Genomic DNA, 16,062 nt, shown 5'->3' on the forward strand with positions numbered 1-16,062 from the left:
GTGCTACCTGAACACAAAAACCCAGTAAACCGCAGCCTAGTGGCGATGTATAAACCGCTTCTAAACCTCAGCCTAAAGTATCCCAAGGTGATGATTGTTATCGCACTTGGCTTAATGGCGTCTGCTTATTACCCAACCAGTAAGCTTGGCAGCGAGTTCATCCCTCCTTTGGACGAAGGAGATTTGATGTACATGCCAACCACGTATCCGGGCATCTCAATAGGTAAGGCTCGTGAGTTGTTGCAACAAACCAACAAGCTCATCAAAACCATTCCAGAAGTCGAAACCACGTGGGGCAAAATTGGTCGAGCAGAGACTGCAACCGATCCTGCACCGTTAACCATGATTGAAACCGTGATTCAGCTTAAATCGCGAGATCAGTGGCGTGACGGTGTCACCACGGAGTCTCTGCGTAAAGAGTTTGATGATCTGATTCAATTCCCGGGTTTGACCAACGCATGGGTTATGCCAATCAAAACTCGTATCGACATGCTAGCGACCGGCATAAAAACCCCAATCGGTATCAAAATCGCTGGCCCTGAGCTGAGCGTTATTGAAGATATTGGTTCTCAGCTTGAACCTATCTTAAATGGTGTTAGCGGAACGGCTTCTGTGTATGCCGAACGTGTGGCTGGTGGTCGTTATGTGACGATAGACATCAAACGCCGCTCTGCTGCTCGTTACGGGTTAAGCATCAAAGAAGTGCAACAGGTCATCTCCACTGCGGTTGGTGGCATGAACGTAGGCGAAACCGTCGAGGGGCTAGAGCGTTATCCTATCAATGTCCGTTATCCACAAAGCTATCGTGATTCTGTCGTCAAGTTGCAGAACCTACCGTTAGTAACCCCAAACGGTGCTCGTATTGCTTTGTCTGATGTCGCGGATATCCGATATGAAGATGGTCCACCAATGATCAAGACAGAGAATGCGCGTCCTAATGGTTGGGTGTTCGTCGACATCGAAGGGCGCGACCTTGGTTCTTATGTGGCAGAGGCGCAAAAGGTCGTTACCGATCAAATCGTCTTACCTGCGGGTTATTCACTGGCATGGTCTGGTCAATACGAATACATGGAGCGCGCGAAGGAGCGTTTGAGTGTCGTTGTGCCAATCACTATAGCCATCATCATGTTGTTGCTCTACCTCAGCTTCCGCCGTGTCGGTGAGGTGATGATGATCATGCTGACATTACCACTCGCAATGGTTGGTGGCCTATGGCTGATGCATATCCTCAATTACAACTTCTCCATTGCGGTGGGTGTTGGCTTCATCGCCCTTGCCGGTGTTGCGGTTGAGATAGGTGTGATCATGTTGGTTTACCTCAACCAAGCGTGGCACTTCAAAAAGCTCGATGCCGAACAGAGCCAGAAAACACTTCAACAAGCCGATCTCACTGATGCCATTCGTGAAGGGGCAGGGCTACGTGTCCGCCCAGTGATGATGACAGTACTTACGGTGATTATTGGCCTCATTCCAATTATGTATGGCGAAGGAACGGGCTCTGAAGTGATGCAGCGAATTGCAGCACCGATGATAGGCGGAATGGCGTCTGCACTGATGCTTACCTTACTGGTGTTGCCTGCAATCTTTAAGCTCTGGAAACAGCGTGAGATTACGCATAGCCAAAACGAGACAAACAAATAACGTACTGATTATTAGCCCTTACTGACCAAAAACAGAGTGGGTAAGGGTGTACAACATGAATATGTGAAACTAACAAACAAATAAATAACTGAATTAATCTAAGGAACGATCATGAAAAAGACACTTATTGCGATTGCACTGACATTAACTACTGCAACGGCTTTTGCTGAAATGGATCATTCAAATATGGACCACTCGATGATGAAAAATGGAGAGATGGACCATTCAAAAATGGATCACAGCATGATGAAGGATGGAAAGATGGATCATTCGATGATGAATATGGAAGGCATGTCTGAAGTGGGTATGCCCGCGACAGGCGCAAAACCGGATAAAGTGGTTCATGTTCTGCTAAGTGACGATATGAAAATCACATTTAAGAACAAGGTCGATATTGAGCCGAACGACGTGGTGCAGTTTGTTGTGATGAACACAGGCAAGATTGATCACGAATTCTCGATTGGTTCTGCTTCAGAGCAGTTAGAGCACCGTGAAATGATGAAAAACATGGGTAATCACGCTCATGACTCGGGCAGCACAGTTACAGTTAAGCCGGGCAAAGCGAAACAGATGCTTTGGCATTTCCATGGTGATAATAACGTAGAGTTCGCGTGCAATATTCCTGGTCACGTTGAAGCGGGTATGGTGAAGTCGTTAACGCTATAAGGTGATACACAAGCCATATCTAGTTCAAAGGGATGAGTGCTAGGTATGGCTACCTTGTTTTAGTGCTATTTAGGTATTAGCTTTAAAAGACTATAGGAATAGGAGTTTAGAGATGAATAAAACAATTCTAGTGCTTGCAGTGACGAGTGCTTTGTTATCGTGGTCGACCCATAGCATTGCAGCTAAACCTGAGTGGGTTGGTAAAGGTAAGCCCGATTTAGAAGAAGTAAAAACGTTCGCTGAAGCTAAAAAAGTTGAAGGCGAAATTGATGATCGTGAGAAGCAGCTTGATTCAATGATCGAAGAGAAAAAGAAGAAAGCGAAAAAAAGTAAGAATAAAAAAGATAAGCAGAAGCTAGATAAAGAACTCGACGATTTGGAAGAAGAGAAAGAAGCCCTCGAAGAGAGTAAAGAGAAGCTCAAAGATAAGAAAGAAAAGCTTGAAGATGATATGGATAATGACGAAGAAAAGTCGGGATTAGAAAAGCAGAAAGGTAAGAAAGCGGAACAAGAGCGTAAAGAAGAAGGAAAAGGGTCAGAGAAAGGCCAACAGCAGCGTGAAGAAAACAGCAAAAAGTGGTGGAACTTCTGGGAGTAATGCGAGGGCCTAACATCACCAATTCATTTCAACCTATCAGCACAGCTTTGTGTGACCGCTAAGTCATTGGTTAAACATTATGACCAGTTAAAGATAAGTCTCAACCTGTTCAGGAATACATGAACTAACTTGTATTGGCTGAGGCTTATCTGTAGTTAGAATCACTGTAGCAAGATAGAAGTTTCAAGCAGGTGGTGTGCTTCGCCGCTTAGGTGCGGTAGCTCTGTCATGATCTTTTTAAACTTGTCGTCGATTGATTCTGCTTCATTCAGCGATCGAAAAGCCAGTACAGCCTTTTCAGGCTCGCTGTTCACATAACCTTTCAATGTATCTAGCTGAATTTTATTGGCATTTTCTACTTTTGCTAGCGCGACATTAATTGCTTCGATGCTAATTGTTAACTCATTGTTTTTAAACATTTTTTATTATTTATGGGTTGTTGCTAATGCGCGCACATTACCACAACTGTTTTTCCAGATATTGACCAAGATTATTAAATTGGAACAATTTTGAAAATCATTAAAAGCTGAACTGCATGTGTGATTTGGATAGGTGTCAGAAATACGAAGCGATTTAAGGAGTTAATAGCTTTGGTTGGTCACTTAGCGTTGATTGGTCAATCTAAACTTAAACAAAATAAGTTTAATCAGTATAGATTTAATGACTATGGATTTAACTAACGGAGAAAGGTTTTGAATAGTGTGTCGCTGGAACAAAGTACATCATGGATCTTAAGGAGAAGTTGGAGCGTGCAGCGGGAATCGAACCCGCATCATCAGCTTGGAAGGCTGAGGTAATAGCCATTATACGATGCACGCACACTGTCTTATGAGTAAGACTGAGGCGTTAAGAGACTTGGAGCGTGCAGCGGGAATCGAACCCGCATCATCAGCTTGGAAGGCTGAGGTAATAGCCATTATACGATGCACGCACATCGTCTTAACGAGTTTGATAATGCCACATCTAACTGAAAACGAAACCTTTTTCTTTCATTTTTATTCTAAGTGCTCGCATAACCACCACTCCGCTAGTTTTTCCATCATATTCGGCGTTTTCAGAGTGAATAAAATGTGACTAAAATCTCTAAAAAAGGAGGGCGAGAAATAATAGTAAATGTCATGCTGTTTTTTGCGATAAATCCGCCTTAATTTATAAACTTGTTTTAGTGGTACTTGGCTGTCATAAATCTCATGAAAATTAAGGAATTTGGAGTGTTAACATAAACTGATTTTTATTTGTGTTTTGGCGTCCACTAATAACAATCTGAATGCATAAATTTAACTTATCAGCCGGTCAAAACATTCAGTAAACTAATCCCAAATGAGTGGAGTTATAGGCACTTCTAAGGCTTTGCAGAAAAAAGTAACGAGTTCAGTTGATAATTCACGCAAAAGTCTCGTCATTCCGTCTATCGTTTGGTACATTTGCCGCACATTTTGTCTCCCCTAAAATACCCATGCCTTCTCAGTTCCGAATTAACAAAATTGTTGAAATTGGTGACACTCTTCACCGCAGTGGCTGTGCTCCTTACAAGCTAGAGAAATACACTCAATTCTATGCAAAAAAGCATGGTGTTGATGTGATGATCCAAGCTACGCCAACTGCGATTAACTATCAATTTCCAGACGATAACAACGCCGTTATTCTTAAGCGTCTAAAGCCTGCGTCAATTAACCTGAGTTTGTTGGCCAATACGATCATTCGTATTAACCAGCCAAGTAGTGAGCCTGTACCAGAGCCTGTCGGCTACTCTAAATTTGTGACTGCACTTGCCAATATGGGTATTCCGCCGGCCTATTTGATGCTGGTGGGCAGTACGTTGGAAGCGGTGGGCTTTTCTGCGTTATTGGGTTTGATGGTTTGGGTATGTCAGCAAGTTCTTCATTCACGTCGCGCTATCGCGGTTGAATTCATCTCGGCACTGTTAACGGGTATCTTCGTGGCGTTTCTGGCGAGCACAGGGTTGCCGATTCCGGTGTGGGCGTTGTGTATCGCCTCGATTGTCTTGTTTGTCCCCGGGTTATCCATAGCCAACGCATTAGAATGTTTGGCGTTTAATGATTTAGTCTCTGGTACCAGCTTGCTAGGGCAGAGTGCCTTAACGCTGATTAAGCTGTTTGTCGGGATTATCATGGGGCTCAATATTGGTGAAGCGATATGGGGACAAGCGGTCTCCATCGACTATACCAATGCGGTACCGATGTGGATGCACATATCTGGCTTGGTGCTGATTTCTGTGTCTATCGGTGTGATGTTCAATGCACGTCCTAAAGACATCTTACTTGGTTTGCCAGTTGCCGTTCTCGGTATGTGGGGACCGTTCTATCTAGGTTTTGATAGTGGTTGGGTTGTCGGTACTTGGGTGACAACGGTTCTTATTACTTTGTACGGAACTTGGATTGCTAAAAAGATGGAGCTCACGGGCTCTATTTATATCGTGCAAGGGATCATCATCTTGGTTCCGGGTAGCCGAGTATTAGTGAGTGCCAGCCAGTCGGTGTTTGAACAATCGATTCTGCCTATCCCGAGTATTGGTTTGTCGGCGTTATTCATGTTCTCTGCAATCGTGGCAGGGCAAATCACCGCTTACTCGATTTACTCACCAAAAGTCGAACGTTAAACCTTTTCGCTTCTCAAGTTTTTAAACAAACACAGCTTAGCGGCTGTGTTTGTTCGTTTTAGGTACGGCTCTTTTTTTAAAGACAATTAACTCTTCGTAAAACTTGTTAGATTTATGCTCGCTAAGCCTGACAAGAGCCATTAAAATGGAACAAATTCTATTTAAATGAAGTATTAACGTATGTCTCTACCTCCTTGCCCGCAATGCCAATCTGAATATGTCTACCCAGACCAAAACAACCTAATCTGCCCTGAGTGTGCCTACGAATGGAACCCAGAAGAAGAGCGTTTAGAAAGAGAAGCCGCGCGTGTTAAGGACGTGAATGGCGTTGTATTGGAAAGTGGAGATAAAGTTACCTTCATTAAAGATCTAAAAATTAAAGGCAGTTCTAGCGTATTGAAAATCGGTACTAAAGCGGTAATCAGACGAATTAATGAAGGCAAAGATCACCAACTAGATTGCAAGCTGGATGGCGGCGGTGAAATGCTGGTTACGGCGAAGTACGTTAAGAAGCAGTAGCCATTGTTTCAAACAATTGTCGTAAATCTTCAATAAGTTTAAGTCGCTTCTCGGCATACTGATTCGCATATTGAACCGCAATAATTTCAGAGAATGAAGATGATCAGAGAATACCGTCCAGCCGATATTGAAACCGTTATAGATATTTGGTTAACCGCCTCGATCAAGGCGCATGATTTTGTGGCTCCTGAGTTCTGGGAGTCGCAAGTGGGTAATATGCGCGATATATACATCCCAGCATCAATAACTTACGTGTATAAAATAGACGGTGAGGTTCGTGGCTTTTATTCGCTTTATGAAGGGATTTTAGCTGCGATCTTTGTGAGCCCGCAGCATCAAGGTTGTGGTGTTGGTAAGCAACTTATCCAACACGCGAAACTTGAATGCCCGAATCTGTCTTTGAATGTGTATAAAGAGAACCAAGCGACCATTGAGTTCTATTTGTCTCAAGGTTTCTCTATTGTGAGCGAACAAACTGATGAGCACACAGGACATCAAGAATACACCATGCACTTATCTTAGGCTTGGTAACTAAACCCGGTAGAAAAGTAACAGGAATCAACATTATATGGACATGGTTAAAGCTGCTCTTTCGCATTCAACAAGACCTGCTCAGTCATCAGATTATGAATTTCTGTTCGAGCTTAAGAAAGCCGCTGAGTTTGAACCTATCAAGGCCGTATTTGGCTGGGATGAGCAGGTTCAACGAGATATACACGCCGAAGAGTGGTCAGAAGAACGGCCTGAAATCATTGAATATCAAGGCAAGGCGATTGGGAGTGTGTTGTTGCAAGATAAAGGTGAGCACTTTTATTTTTGCCGATTCTTCTTACTGCCTGAGTATCATGGAAAGGGCGTTGGCAGCCAAGTACTGAAAGATTGCTTAACTAAGGCTGACAGCCTCAATAAACCCGTCGAACTTTGTTACCTGCAAGGTAATCGAGTTGGGCAGTTGTATCTGAGGTTTGGCTTTGAAATCACCTCGCAAAACGACCAGTTTGTCTATATGTGGCGTAAATAGACATTCATTCAAAATGATCACACCGTGTCGGTAACTTGATAGGCACCTGACACCCATCTAACGTAAAACCTTGTAAAGCTCCCTATGCTTGATGACTAAGCGATTACACTTAGAAAAGATCGAGCGTAAGGGAGTGTGCAATGAATTATTACCCGACTTCAAAAATCGTGGGTGAACAAAGGTTTGGCTTTGGGCCGAAACTAGGTCAAACAACCTATTATTCTCCTGTAGAACAGTTGGATAAAAAGCCATTCGTTCACCAAGCCATACAAGACTTACCGAGTACCGAATCTACTCTGATTAAAGTAGGAGAGAATCGTGTACAACGAATGAAGGCCAAGGGTGACGAACAACAGATGCAAGCTATGAAGAAAGAAGCGCAGTCTTTTCTTCGAACGCAGTATCGACAACAAGCTCAAGCTCGCCACCTACAAAGCGTTGATACCCCTTATGGTTTTCAAGAGCGCATCATTCAGTTTTGGAGCAATCACTTCGCTATCTCGGTCGATAATCGAAAACTGATGCCCTTAGCAGCAAGTATAGAAAACGATGTGGTTCGCCAGCATTGGAATGGTAACTTTGGCGACATGCTGATGGCTTCTTCTAAACATCCTGCGATGCTGCTTTATCTCGACAATCAACTCTCGATTGGTCCCAATTCAAAAGTCGGAAAGCGCCGTAATAAGGGGCTCAATGAGAACCTCGCTCGTGAGATCTTAGAACTCCACACTCTTGGCGTTGATGGTTCTTACACTCAGCAAGATGTTATTGCTTTAGCAAAAGCCATCTCAGGCTGGGGCATTAAATTCAAATCTCCTGATGCTGGGTTTCGATTTGCTAATAACCTGCATGAGCCGGGAAGTATCACACTGCTTGGAAAGGCTTATTCTCAATCCGGCGTCTCGCAAGGAGAGTCGTGTTTAAAAACCTTAGCGACCCACAAAGACACTGCTACACACTTGGTTGGCAAGCTTTGCCAGCATTTCATTGGCGACACGCCTAAAGAACTCTCAGAGCAAATGGTTGCTGAATATCTGAAAGGCGAGGGAGATTTACTGCCTATCTATCGCTTGTTATTGAACAGCGCTGAGGCGAGTAAACCTAACCCTAATCGCTTTAGACCGCCGAAGGAGTGGCTGTTTGCCGTCCTTCGTAGTGCCGACATTTCTTTAAACGAGAAACAGGCATTCAATGCACTTAACAATTTAGGGCAGCCTCCTTTTAAACCGGGTTCACCTGCAGGGTGGTCGGATCAAGACAGAGACTACAATAGTCCTTCGGCGTTGACTCAACGTATGCAAGTTGCGAATAGGCTTGCGTCTGCTGCAATAAAATCGGCTAAAGCGTCGGGAGTTAAACCGAAAGCGCTAGTGGATAAAGTGATCACGGGTTTATATGGCGATGCTATTGATGAACACACCCAAATTGTATTGAACAAAGCCGACAGCGCTGCAATGCAACTTTCCCTGTTGTGGCTAAGCCCGCAGTTTCAATATCGTTAGGAGTGGGTATGAAAAAGCCAGATTGTTCTCAGAATAAAGCGCCACATAGCATTAACCGCCGTCAGTTCATGGGCATTGCGGCGGCTGTTGGCGTCAGTGCGATGGTGCCATTTCCAAGCTTTGCCAAAACAGGTTCAGACAATATCTTCATTTGGGTATCACTGCGTGGCGCGATGGATGGTTTAAATGTTGTAGTGCCGCATGCCGATCCGGATTACTCTAATTTGAGACCCAACATCGGATTAAAACCAGAACAGTTACTGAAGTTGGATGATTTCTTTGGACTTCATCCATCCCTAAAGCAGTGCCATCAATGGTATGAAAGTAACGAACTCAGCTTTGTGCACGCTTGTTCAACCGCTTATCGCGAGCGCTCACATTTTGATGGACAGAAGATATTAGAGAACGGCACTTCCGACCCGTTTAACACCGTAGGGTGGATTAACCGTTTACTCACGTTGAGCTCAGAAAAATACGATGGAATAGCGATTGATTCGGGCTTACCACTCATCATGCAGGGCGAATCGACCGTGGCAAGTTGGTACCCAAACCGCTTAAAAACACGTGATAAACAAACAGAACTGCTGGAAGAGTTGTTTCAAAGTGACCAAATGCTGTCTTCAAACTTCGAAAGTGTCATGAAGATAGATCAACTGGTAGGCGACCAAGGTGTCGGCAAACAGTTTAAATCATTGATGGGTAAAACAGGCGACATATTATCGGCTGATAACGGACCAAACATCGCAGCGTTAGAACTTGGTGGGTGGGACACTCACGCTAATCAAGGCAACGTAAATGGTCGGTTGAGTAATCAACTTAAAACTTTGGATATTGGGTTAGCGGCTCTCAAGGCTTCACTAGGTGATCGTTGGAAGAAGACAGTGATCATCGCGGCCAGTGAATTTGGTCGAACAGCAAAAGAAAACGGCACCAAAGGCACCGACCACGGTACTGGCAACGTCATGTTTGTTGCGGGTGGTGCGCTGCCATCGTTGAAAGGAGCGGGTGGTAAGGTTATTGCCAATTGGCCGGGCTTGAGCCAAAGCCAGCTATATGAAGGCCGAGACCTTAGTCCAACGACTGATATGCGTTCCGTTATCAAGGGCGTGCTCTACCAACACTTATCGGTAGAAGTGAAACAACTCAACACTATCTTCCCTGATAGTGCCGATATTAGACCGATGAATCTTGTTTAGAGGTTTACCAAGACCCAGTTAGATGCGATTCAGTCGTTTGAATCGCTTTCTATTTGTGACTCGCTTGCTTACGATTTGATCGCCAACAGTGCTCCGAACGTCACTAAGCCAAATCCACACGCTTGATTAAGCCTTTTCTTTGCTCTCAATAGATGTTTTTGCAATGCATTCGAAGTAAACAGCATAGCGACAATTCCAAACCATAAGCCGTGAAGAACGATCATATAAAGCCCATAGCCGAGTGCGACATGCTGGTTTTCTGCATCAGGTGAAATGACTTGGCTGAAGATGCTCAAGAAGAACAACATGGTTTTTGGGTTGAGCACGTTACATAAAAAGCCTTGGGCTAAATAGCGCCAAACACTGGTGCTTTGCTTTGCATCTTCCATAGGTGCAAGCTTGTTGTCCGCACTCAAGATACCTTTTAGTCCTAGATAAATAAGATAGGCTGCGCCTGCGTATCTGATCATGTCAAACAGCTGCTCATTCTGTGAGATTAAGTAACTGATCCCAAGCATTGAATAACTGATGTGAACACAAATCGCTAAACTCACACCTATTGCAGTCCAAATGCCTGCTTGTCTTCCTTGATTGACACTGTTTTTCAAAACTAAAACGAAATCAGCGCCTGGACTAATAACAATCAATAGTCCCAATACTGCTAGGCTTAACCACTCCATAATGACTCCAACTTTTTATATATGATGAGCCAGCATTGTATGGTTTTTTATTGCTGCTTATAATCGAAATGAATTCTACCTATCTGTGAGAAAAAATCACACATGAGACATTTGAAAGCATTTCATATTTTCCACGTAGCAGCGCATTCGAGCAGTTACAGTGAAGCGGCGGATAAACTCAATATCACACATGGCGCGGTGAGTAAGCAGATCAAGGTATTGGAAAATCACTTGTCCCAAACTTTGTTCTACAAACAGGGCAGGAATGTGTGTCTCACCAAAGAAGGGGAATTACTCAAAGGGTACACAGAGCAAGCGTTCCAAGCCTTGGATACTGGAGTCCATAAGCTTAATCAGCTGAATCATCAAGCCTTGGAAGTTTCATGCGAACCCACATTGACCATGCGTTGGTTAATGCCTCGACTCGGTGATTTCTATAACGAATCCGGAATTGATGTCCGATTGTCTACCGCAGGTGGACCTGTGACATTAGGCGCAACTGGATTAGATATGGCCATTCGCCGAGACGACTTCAACGTAACCGAACATTACAAACAGATTCCGTTAGTCGAAGAATGGGTTGGTCCTGTGTTCTCGCCTGATTATTGGCAACAGGTCAAAGACAAGCTAGCCGATGTGAAATTACTGCACAGTAGCACGCGACCAAACGCTTGGAGCCACTGGGCATCCATCACCAAAGATAGTGAATTTGATCGCCGATTGGTGTCGCAAGCTATATCAAACCAGACCTTTGCACACTTCTATTTCTGCTTTCAAGCGGCCGTTGATGGGCTAGGAGCGGCTCTTGGTTCTTATCCATTGGTGGTTGATGATTTGAATAGAGGCAACTTAATCGCACCGTTCGGCTTTGTGCCTTCCGGTCACCAGTACATATTGCTCACACAAGATGACAAGCACGATGAACCAGAAAGCCCGTTTGTGGTTTGGCTAAAGAATGAGTTGTCACAATGTGTTCCAACTTTATAGGAACGATAGTCTGACCTAGCAGTGTGCTTGTCTTATGTCAGGCTCTAGTTCGCTATTGTGGGAATCACTCAATAGGCAAAGACAGCACACCGCCATTGAGTTTGACTTGTTTTAGCCATTCGGTTGGAATTCCACCGTCTTCTTCGTAGAAACACGCCGCTAATACCGCGCCAATCACAATCGCACGCCCGCAGCTGTCACCGCCACATAAGATATTGTCTCGAATACCTTGTTGATAACTCTGAGCACCTGCAATGATGCGAATCAGCAAGGGGAACGCAGCGCTCAATTCGCAATGTAATCCAAACTTCTTCGCGGCATCTGTAATCGAAAGCTCTGGTTCAGCCAGTGCTTCGTCGATTTGATCGTGTATGAACTTGCTGCAAGTTTGTCGCACCATTTCTACCGATTGCAGTGGCGAGTTGCCTTGAATCGCCGCTTGAACCAGTAGAGTGATGGCCTGCGCCCATTCGACGGCTTTGTCGTTATTGTTGGTCACTCGTACCGCGCTCTCTACCATAGCTGGTAAGGTGTGAGAAGTATAAGTACACGCCACTAATGGAATGATCTTTGAGACTGCGGGGAGCTGTGTATCATCCGCGCCACACGCTGTAATTGGGGCGTTTGCCAATTCTAATTGATGGATGTTCAACAAGCTCATACGAGTCGCTTTATCAATATAGCCTCGCCAACTACCACCAAAATCAAACCAGAAGCGGAAGTGCTTGACGTAGCTCGCTTCATCGTACTGTTGGTTGTCGACTAAACTGTCGACCATCGCCAATAGCTGAGCACCATATTGCGATTGTTCACCTGCGGTTTTTCCTTGGTGAGCAAAGTAGCCTTTGTCTTGATAATCGAACTGATTCGGAGAGCGAAATTCTGGCTCAAAACCCGCTACGTGTAAGATCCTCTCTTGGTCATACAGCCAGTGCAGCCCCATTGAAGCGGCGTCTCCAACCAATGCGCCGACAACGGCGTAAAAAGCTCTTTCTTTATGATTGTCCATGTTGAGCAATGTCCTTGAGATGAATCAACGTAGTTCGATACGTTAAGTATAGTGATTAGACGAGTATTTTGCTGTGTTTCTAAGAAGAAATATGAAGGAATAAATCCTGATTGGTCAATAACTTAAACCAATCAGGTGAAATGGGTAAGGGTGATGAATAGTTGGGCGAGTCGGTACTTCTGATTAATGACGTTACTGATGGTTAAGGTAAGCACTGGAACGTTGCTCAATTACTTTGAACAGACGTGAAAGCACAAAGCATAAAGCAAAATATACGAAGCCTACAATCAGCCAGATCTCGAAGATCAAACCTGACGAGTTTGCCATTTCAGTACCAACGAAAGTCATCTCTTGGATCGAAATCAGAGACACAATCGACGTGTCTTTAACCAAAGAGATTGCTTGGCCAGCCAATGGCGGTGTGATGGCCGTTAATACTTGCGGGCCAACCACAAATCGATACTTAGACAACGCCGATAAGCCGAGCGAGTCAGCCGCTTCCCATTGACCTTTTGGAATACTTTCTAAGCCAGCTCGAATCACTTCTGCGATGTAAGCCGAAGAGAGCAAACCAATACAGATAACACCAGACGCTAAGTTTTCCCAAAGGTTAGCAGGACCAAACAGAAAGGCTTGAACAGCGTTAATCTCGCCATTGTGTTCACGTAAGATACTTTCTAAACCAAGTAATGGAATCAGTTGGTTAGAAACGAAAAAATAGAATATGAAGACAAAAACCAGTGGTGGAATATTTCGAACCAGCTGGATAAAAATCAGTGCAGGCGTACGAAAGAAAGCAATTTTAGAGTGCCTTGCAACGCCAAGTAATGTACCAAAAGAGAGTGCTAACACCATACTCCATAAACTCAAGCGCAGTGTCGCGATCAAGCCTTGGAAAAAGTAAGGAATATTGCCTTGAGAAGGCGGAATGAAAATCAGGGTAAACGCATCTTCCCAACGCCACTGGTAGTTAATACCAACAGCTGAACGATAATAAAGCCAGCCTGCAAACACACAAATGACAGCGAGTAACACGCCATCTAAAAGGTTAAGGCGTTGATACCAAGGCTTCATATGAACGTTGGGTTTAGGTGTTGTTAATGCGCTAGTACTACTCACGTCATTCCTGTTTAAACGATAATAATTGATGTGTTGTGAGAGGTGGCTATGAGGTTATAGCTATCTCGTTGTTTTAAACAAGGCAGCGCAAACAATGCACTGCCTTGATTCACTAGCAAAAAGTTCTAATTACTGACCTTGAGCAATCTGGTCTTGCCAATCTAGAGTAGAGAACCAGTACTCGTAGCGCTCTTTCAACCAACCGTCTTCAGTACGTGCTTTGATCCACTCGTTGAAGAATTCTGTTTTGTCAGTTTCACCTAGGCGAACTGCAAATGCTTCATTACCTTTTGATAGGCGTTCTTCGAAGGGAATAAATAGCGTCTCTGCGTTTTTAATCGCTTCGTGCTCTGGTTTCGGGCTAGACGCGATAACCGCGTGTGCGTTGCCGTTTAATACTTCTTGGAATGCTTGAGCATCGTCATCGAACTGTAGAACTTTCGCTTTAGGGAAGGTTTCACGAGCTACTTGAACCGTGAATGCACCACGACGCGCAGCAATTTTTACGCGGCGAGAATCAAAATCAGAGATTTGTGTAAAACCTTCTGCTAGCTCTTTATTCGCTGCCAGTTGAACGCCAGAATGCGAGTAAGGTTCAGTGAACAATACGCTTTTAGCGCGAGCTTCAGTGATAGATAAACCGCCGATGATTACATCAAACTTGTTCGAAAGTAGAGAAGGGATGATGCCGTCCCATGCCGTAGGAACGAATTCGACTTTCCAACCCGAATCTTCGGCAAGGCGCTTCGCTACATCGATTTCAAAGCCAACAAGATCGCCTTGTTTGTTACGCATCGCCCAAGGAACAAATGTCGACATACCAACGCGTAGAGAGCCACGTTCGTTTATTTTGTCTAGGTTAGGCGTTTCAGAAGCAAGTGCAGGCAAACTGACGGCAAGCGCAAGTAGGGCTGTAATTGCGGTTTTAAATAGCTTCATGCTGATAAATCCTTATTGTGTTCGCCAGTTAGCTCCGAGCTTATGCTCAAGCCAAGCTGCAACGGCAGAAAGTGAAAGTGTAAGTGCAAGATAAATGATCGCCACAGAGAACCAAATCTCAAATGGCATCGCGGTTTCAGAAACGATGTTTCTGGCTTCGGTTGTTAGGTCAAAGATAGCCATGACACTCACAATCGAAGAGTTTTTGATAAGAGAGATCACTTCATTAGTCAAAGGTGGCAAGGTGCGTTGCACCACCTGAGGAAGAATCACATCCCAGTAAGTATAGGTCTTTGATAAACCCAAAGATTGAGCTGCTTCAAATTGTCCTCTCGCAATACCATTTAAACCAGCACGGAAGATTTCGGCGGTGTAAGCACCTTGGAAAAGTGCCAAGGCTAAAACGGCAGTGCTAAAACGATCCAGCCCTAGAACGGGGCCAAACACAAAATAGAGCAAATAGATTTGTACTAATAACGGCGTGTTACGAATCAACTCAACATAGCTGGTGGCTAAGGTGCGTCCAACCACAGAATTTGAGTTTCTCAATAGCGCCGTCGTTAAACCAATGATCAGTGTCGCGACTAAAGAAATCAACGAGATATTGATAGTAACCAACAGCCCTTCGACTAATTCAGCAGGCCACCATTCGCCATCTTCATAGAAAGCAATATAGTCCGGCACGCGCTCCCATTGCCAGCTGTACCCCATGGTTTGTGCGCCAGAATCGAGAATCCAAACAACAGCAGCCACCAATACAACAATTTGTACTAGAGCGGAAAGGGCGGGTTTAATAATTCTAATCAACATCAATAAGTCAGGATCTGATTTAGGAACGCTTGAGTACGTTCATGTTGAGGGTTTTCAAAGAGCGCTTGTGGAGTATTCGATTCCACAATTTGTCCTTCATCCATGAAGATAACGCGGTCGGCCACTTGTTTTGCAAAGCCCATTTCGTGGGTGACACACACCATCGTGATGCCTTCGCTCGCCAGTTCAACCATCACATCGAGCACTTCGTTGATCATCTCCGGATCAAGCGCTGAAGTGGGTTCGTCAAACAAGAGTAATTCCGGCTTCATGCACAGAGAACGGGCGATAGCCACGCGTTGTTGCTGGCCGCCAGAAAGTTGCACTGGGTATTTGTTGGCTTGTTCTGCAATGTGTACACGCTCGAGATAGTGCATTGCTATCTTTTCGGCTTCTTGTTTGCTTTTTTTCAGCGTACGAATTGGAGAAAGAGTTAGGTTCTCAAGCACGGTAAGATGGGGGAATAAATGAAAGTGCTGAAACACCATTCCGACTTGGCCCGGTGTGTTGAACTTACTCGGGAGCACTTGCTCTAGCACGGAAAGTTCGCCACTTTCGAAAGGTTCTAGCTGATTGATGCAACGGATCAAGGTTGATTTACCCGAACCAGACGGCCCGCAAATCACTACTATCTCTCCTTGTTCAATATTTAAATCGATATCCTTCAGGGCATGAAAATCACCATACCACTTGTTAAGTGACTTAAACTTAACCATTTCCTTGAGATTGTTCAAATCGTTGTTCATACCTAGTAA

Annotated in this window: 17 protein-coding genes and 2 tRNA genes; 10 read left to right on the plus strand and 9 right to left on the minus strand. The window is 44.5% G+C overall.

Annotation, left to right across the window (positions count from 1 at the left end; translation table 11 throughout):
• From IQQ51_RS27535 to IQQ51_RS22005, 3 genes are all read left to right on the plus strand, one after another.
• Positions 1-1,641: efflux RND transporter permease subunit (locus tag IQQ51_RS27535; protein WP_228013134.1), on the plus strand; the 1,641-nt coding region annotated here is incomplete at its 5' end.
• 111 nt (positions 1,642-1,752) lie between these two features.
• Positions 1,753-2,307 carry a copper-resistant cuproprotein CopI gene (copI, locus tag IQQ51_RS22000; protein ID WP_193842143.1) on the plus strand — a complete coding sequence of 185 codons (555 nt, stop codon included), beginning with the start codon at positions 1,753-1,755 and terminating at the stop codon, positions 2,305-2,307.
• Positions 2,308-2,419: 112 nt separating this feature from the next.
• Positions 2,420-2,905, plus strand: a complete 486-nt coding sequence (locus IQQ51_RS22005) for a hypothetical protein (protein ID WP_193842144.1) — start codon at positions 2,420-2,422, stop codon at positions 2,903-2,905.
• Positions 2,906-3,066: 161 nt separating this feature from the next.
• Here the strand turns inward: IQQ51_RS22005 and IQQ51_RS22010 are convergent, their stop codons facing one another.
• From IQQ51_RS22010 to IQQ51_RS22020, 3 genes are all read right to left on the minus strand, one after another.
• On the minus strand, positions 3,067-3,324 hold the full coding sequence (locus IQQ51_RS22010) for a hypothetical protein (protein ID WP_193842145.1): 258 nt from the start codon (positions 3,322-3,324) through the stop codon (positions 3,067-3,069).
• A 324-nt stretch (positions 3,325-3,648) separates the two neighbouring features.
• Positions 3,649-3,723, minus strand: a tRNA-Gly gene (locus tag IQQ51_RS22015).
• Between the two features lie 38 nt (positions 3,724-3,761).
• Positions 3,762-3,836, minus strand: a tRNA-Gly gene (locus IQQ51_RS22020).
• A 525-nt stretch (positions 3,837-4,361) separates the two neighbouring features.
• Here IQQ51_RS22020 and IQQ51_RS22025 point away from each other — a divergent pair.
• From IQQ51_RS22025 to IQQ51_RS22050, 6 genes are all read left to right on the plus strand, one after another.
• Entirely contained in the window at positions 4,362-5,525 is a 1,164-nt protein-coding gene (locus tag IQQ51_RS22025) for a threonine/serine exporter family protein (protein ID WP_004731486.1), read from the plus strand.
• A gap of 180 nt (positions 5,526-5,705) precedes the next feature.
• Positions 5,706-6,044 (plus strand): zinc ribbon domain-containing protein YjdM, encoded by a 339-nt coding sequence (locus tag IQQ51_RS22030; RefSeq protein WP_004731484.1) that lies wholly within the window; start codon positions 5,706-5,708, stop codon positions 6,042-6,044.
• 99 nt (positions 6,045-6,143) lie between these two features.
• A complete protein-coding gene (locus IQQ51_RS22035; RefSeq protein WP_193842146.1) occupies positions 6,144-6,566 on the plus strand; it encodes an N-acetyltransferase in 423 nt (140 codons plus the stop codon).
• 46 nt (positions 6,567-6,612) lie between these two features.
• On the plus strand, positions 6,613-7,065 hold the full coding sequence (locus IQQ51_RS22040) for a GNAT family N-acetyltransferase (protein WP_193842147.1): 453 nt from the start codon (positions 6,613-6,615) through the stop codon (positions 7,063-7,065).
• A 140-nt stretch (positions 7,066-7,205) separates the two neighbouring features.
• The gene (locus tag IQQ51_RS22045; RefSeq protein ID WP_193842148.1) at positions 7,206-8,567 is read left to right on the plus strand and encodes a DUF1800 domain-containing protein; all 1,362 of its coding nucleotides are present in this window, start codon (positions 7,206-7,208) and stop codon (positions 8,565-8,567) included.
• 8 nt (positions 8,568-8,575) lie between these two features.
• Positions 8,576-9,763, plus strand: a complete 1,188-nt coding sequence (locus tag IQQ51_RS22050; RefSeq protein WP_193842149.1) for a DUF1501 domain-containing protein — start codon at positions 8,576-8,578, stop codon at positions 9,761-9,763.
• 68 nt (positions 9,764-9,831) lie between these two features.
• Here IQQ51_RS22050 and IQQ51_RS22055 read toward each other — a convergent pair whose 3' ends face one another.
• A complete protein-coding gene (locus IQQ51_RS22055) occupies positions 9,832-10,443 on the minus strand; it encodes a LysE family translocator (RefSeq protein WP_193842150.1) in 612 nt (203 codons plus the stop codon).
• 102 nt (positions 10,444-10,545) lie between these two features.
• On the opposite strand from IQQ51_RS22055, the gene IQQ51_RS22060 reads away from it, so the two are divergent.
• Positions 10,546-11,430, plus strand: coding sequence for a LysR family transcriptional regulator (locus IQQ51_RS22060; protein ID WP_193842151.1), 885 nt, complete (start codon positions 10,546-10,548; stop codon positions 11,428-11,430).
• A gap of 64 nt (positions 11,431-11,494) precedes the next feature.
• Here IQQ51_RS22060 and IQQ51_RS22065 read toward each other — a convergent pair whose 3' ends face one another.
• The 5 genes from IQQ51_RS22065 to IQQ51_RS22085 all read right to left on the minus strand — a co-directional run bounded on the left by IQQ51_RS22065 (position 11,495) and on the right by IQQ51_RS22085 (position 16,053).
• Positions 11,495-12,439 (minus strand): ADP-ribosylglycohydrolase family protein, encoded by a 945-nt coding sequence (locus tag IQQ51_RS22065; protein WP_193842152.1) that lies wholly within the window; start codon positions 12,437-12,439, stop codon positions 11,495-11,497.
• Between the two features lie 192 nt (positions 12,440-12,631).
• Entirely contained in the window at positions 12,632-13,558 is a 927-nt protein-coding gene (locus IQQ51_RS22070; RefSeq protein ID WP_193842153.1) for an amino acid ABC transporter permease, read from the minus strand.
• 129 nt (positions 13,559-13,687) lie between these two features.
• The gene (locus tag IQQ51_RS22075; protein WP_193842154.1) at positions 13,688-14,497 is read right to left on the minus strand and encodes a transporter substrate-binding domain-containing protein; all 810 of its coding nucleotides are present in this window, start codon (positions 14,495-14,497) and stop codon (positions 13,688-13,690) included.
• A gap of 12 nt (positions 14,498-14,509) precedes the next feature.
• Positions 14,510-15,307 (minus strand): amino acid ABC transporter permease, encoded by a 798-nt coding sequence (locus IQQ51_RS22080; protein ID WP_009845515.1) that lies wholly within the window; start codon positions 15,305-15,307, stop codon positions 14,510-14,512.
• Entirely contained in the window at positions 15,307-16,053 is a 747-nt protein-coding gene (locus tag IQQ51_RS22085) for an amino acid ABC transporter ATP-binding protein (protein ID WP_048606287.1), read from the minus strand. The genes IQQ51_RS22080 and IQQ51_RS22085 overlap by 1 nt, the downstream gene beginning before the upstream one ends.
• Positions 16,054-16,062 lie beyond the last annotated feature (9 nt).

The organism is Vibrio sp. OPT18 (genome assembly GCF_015163615.1).
GTDB classification, from domain to species: Bacteria; Pseudomonadota; Gammaproteobacteria; order Enterobacterales; family Vibrionaceae; genus Vibrio; species Vibrio coralliirubri.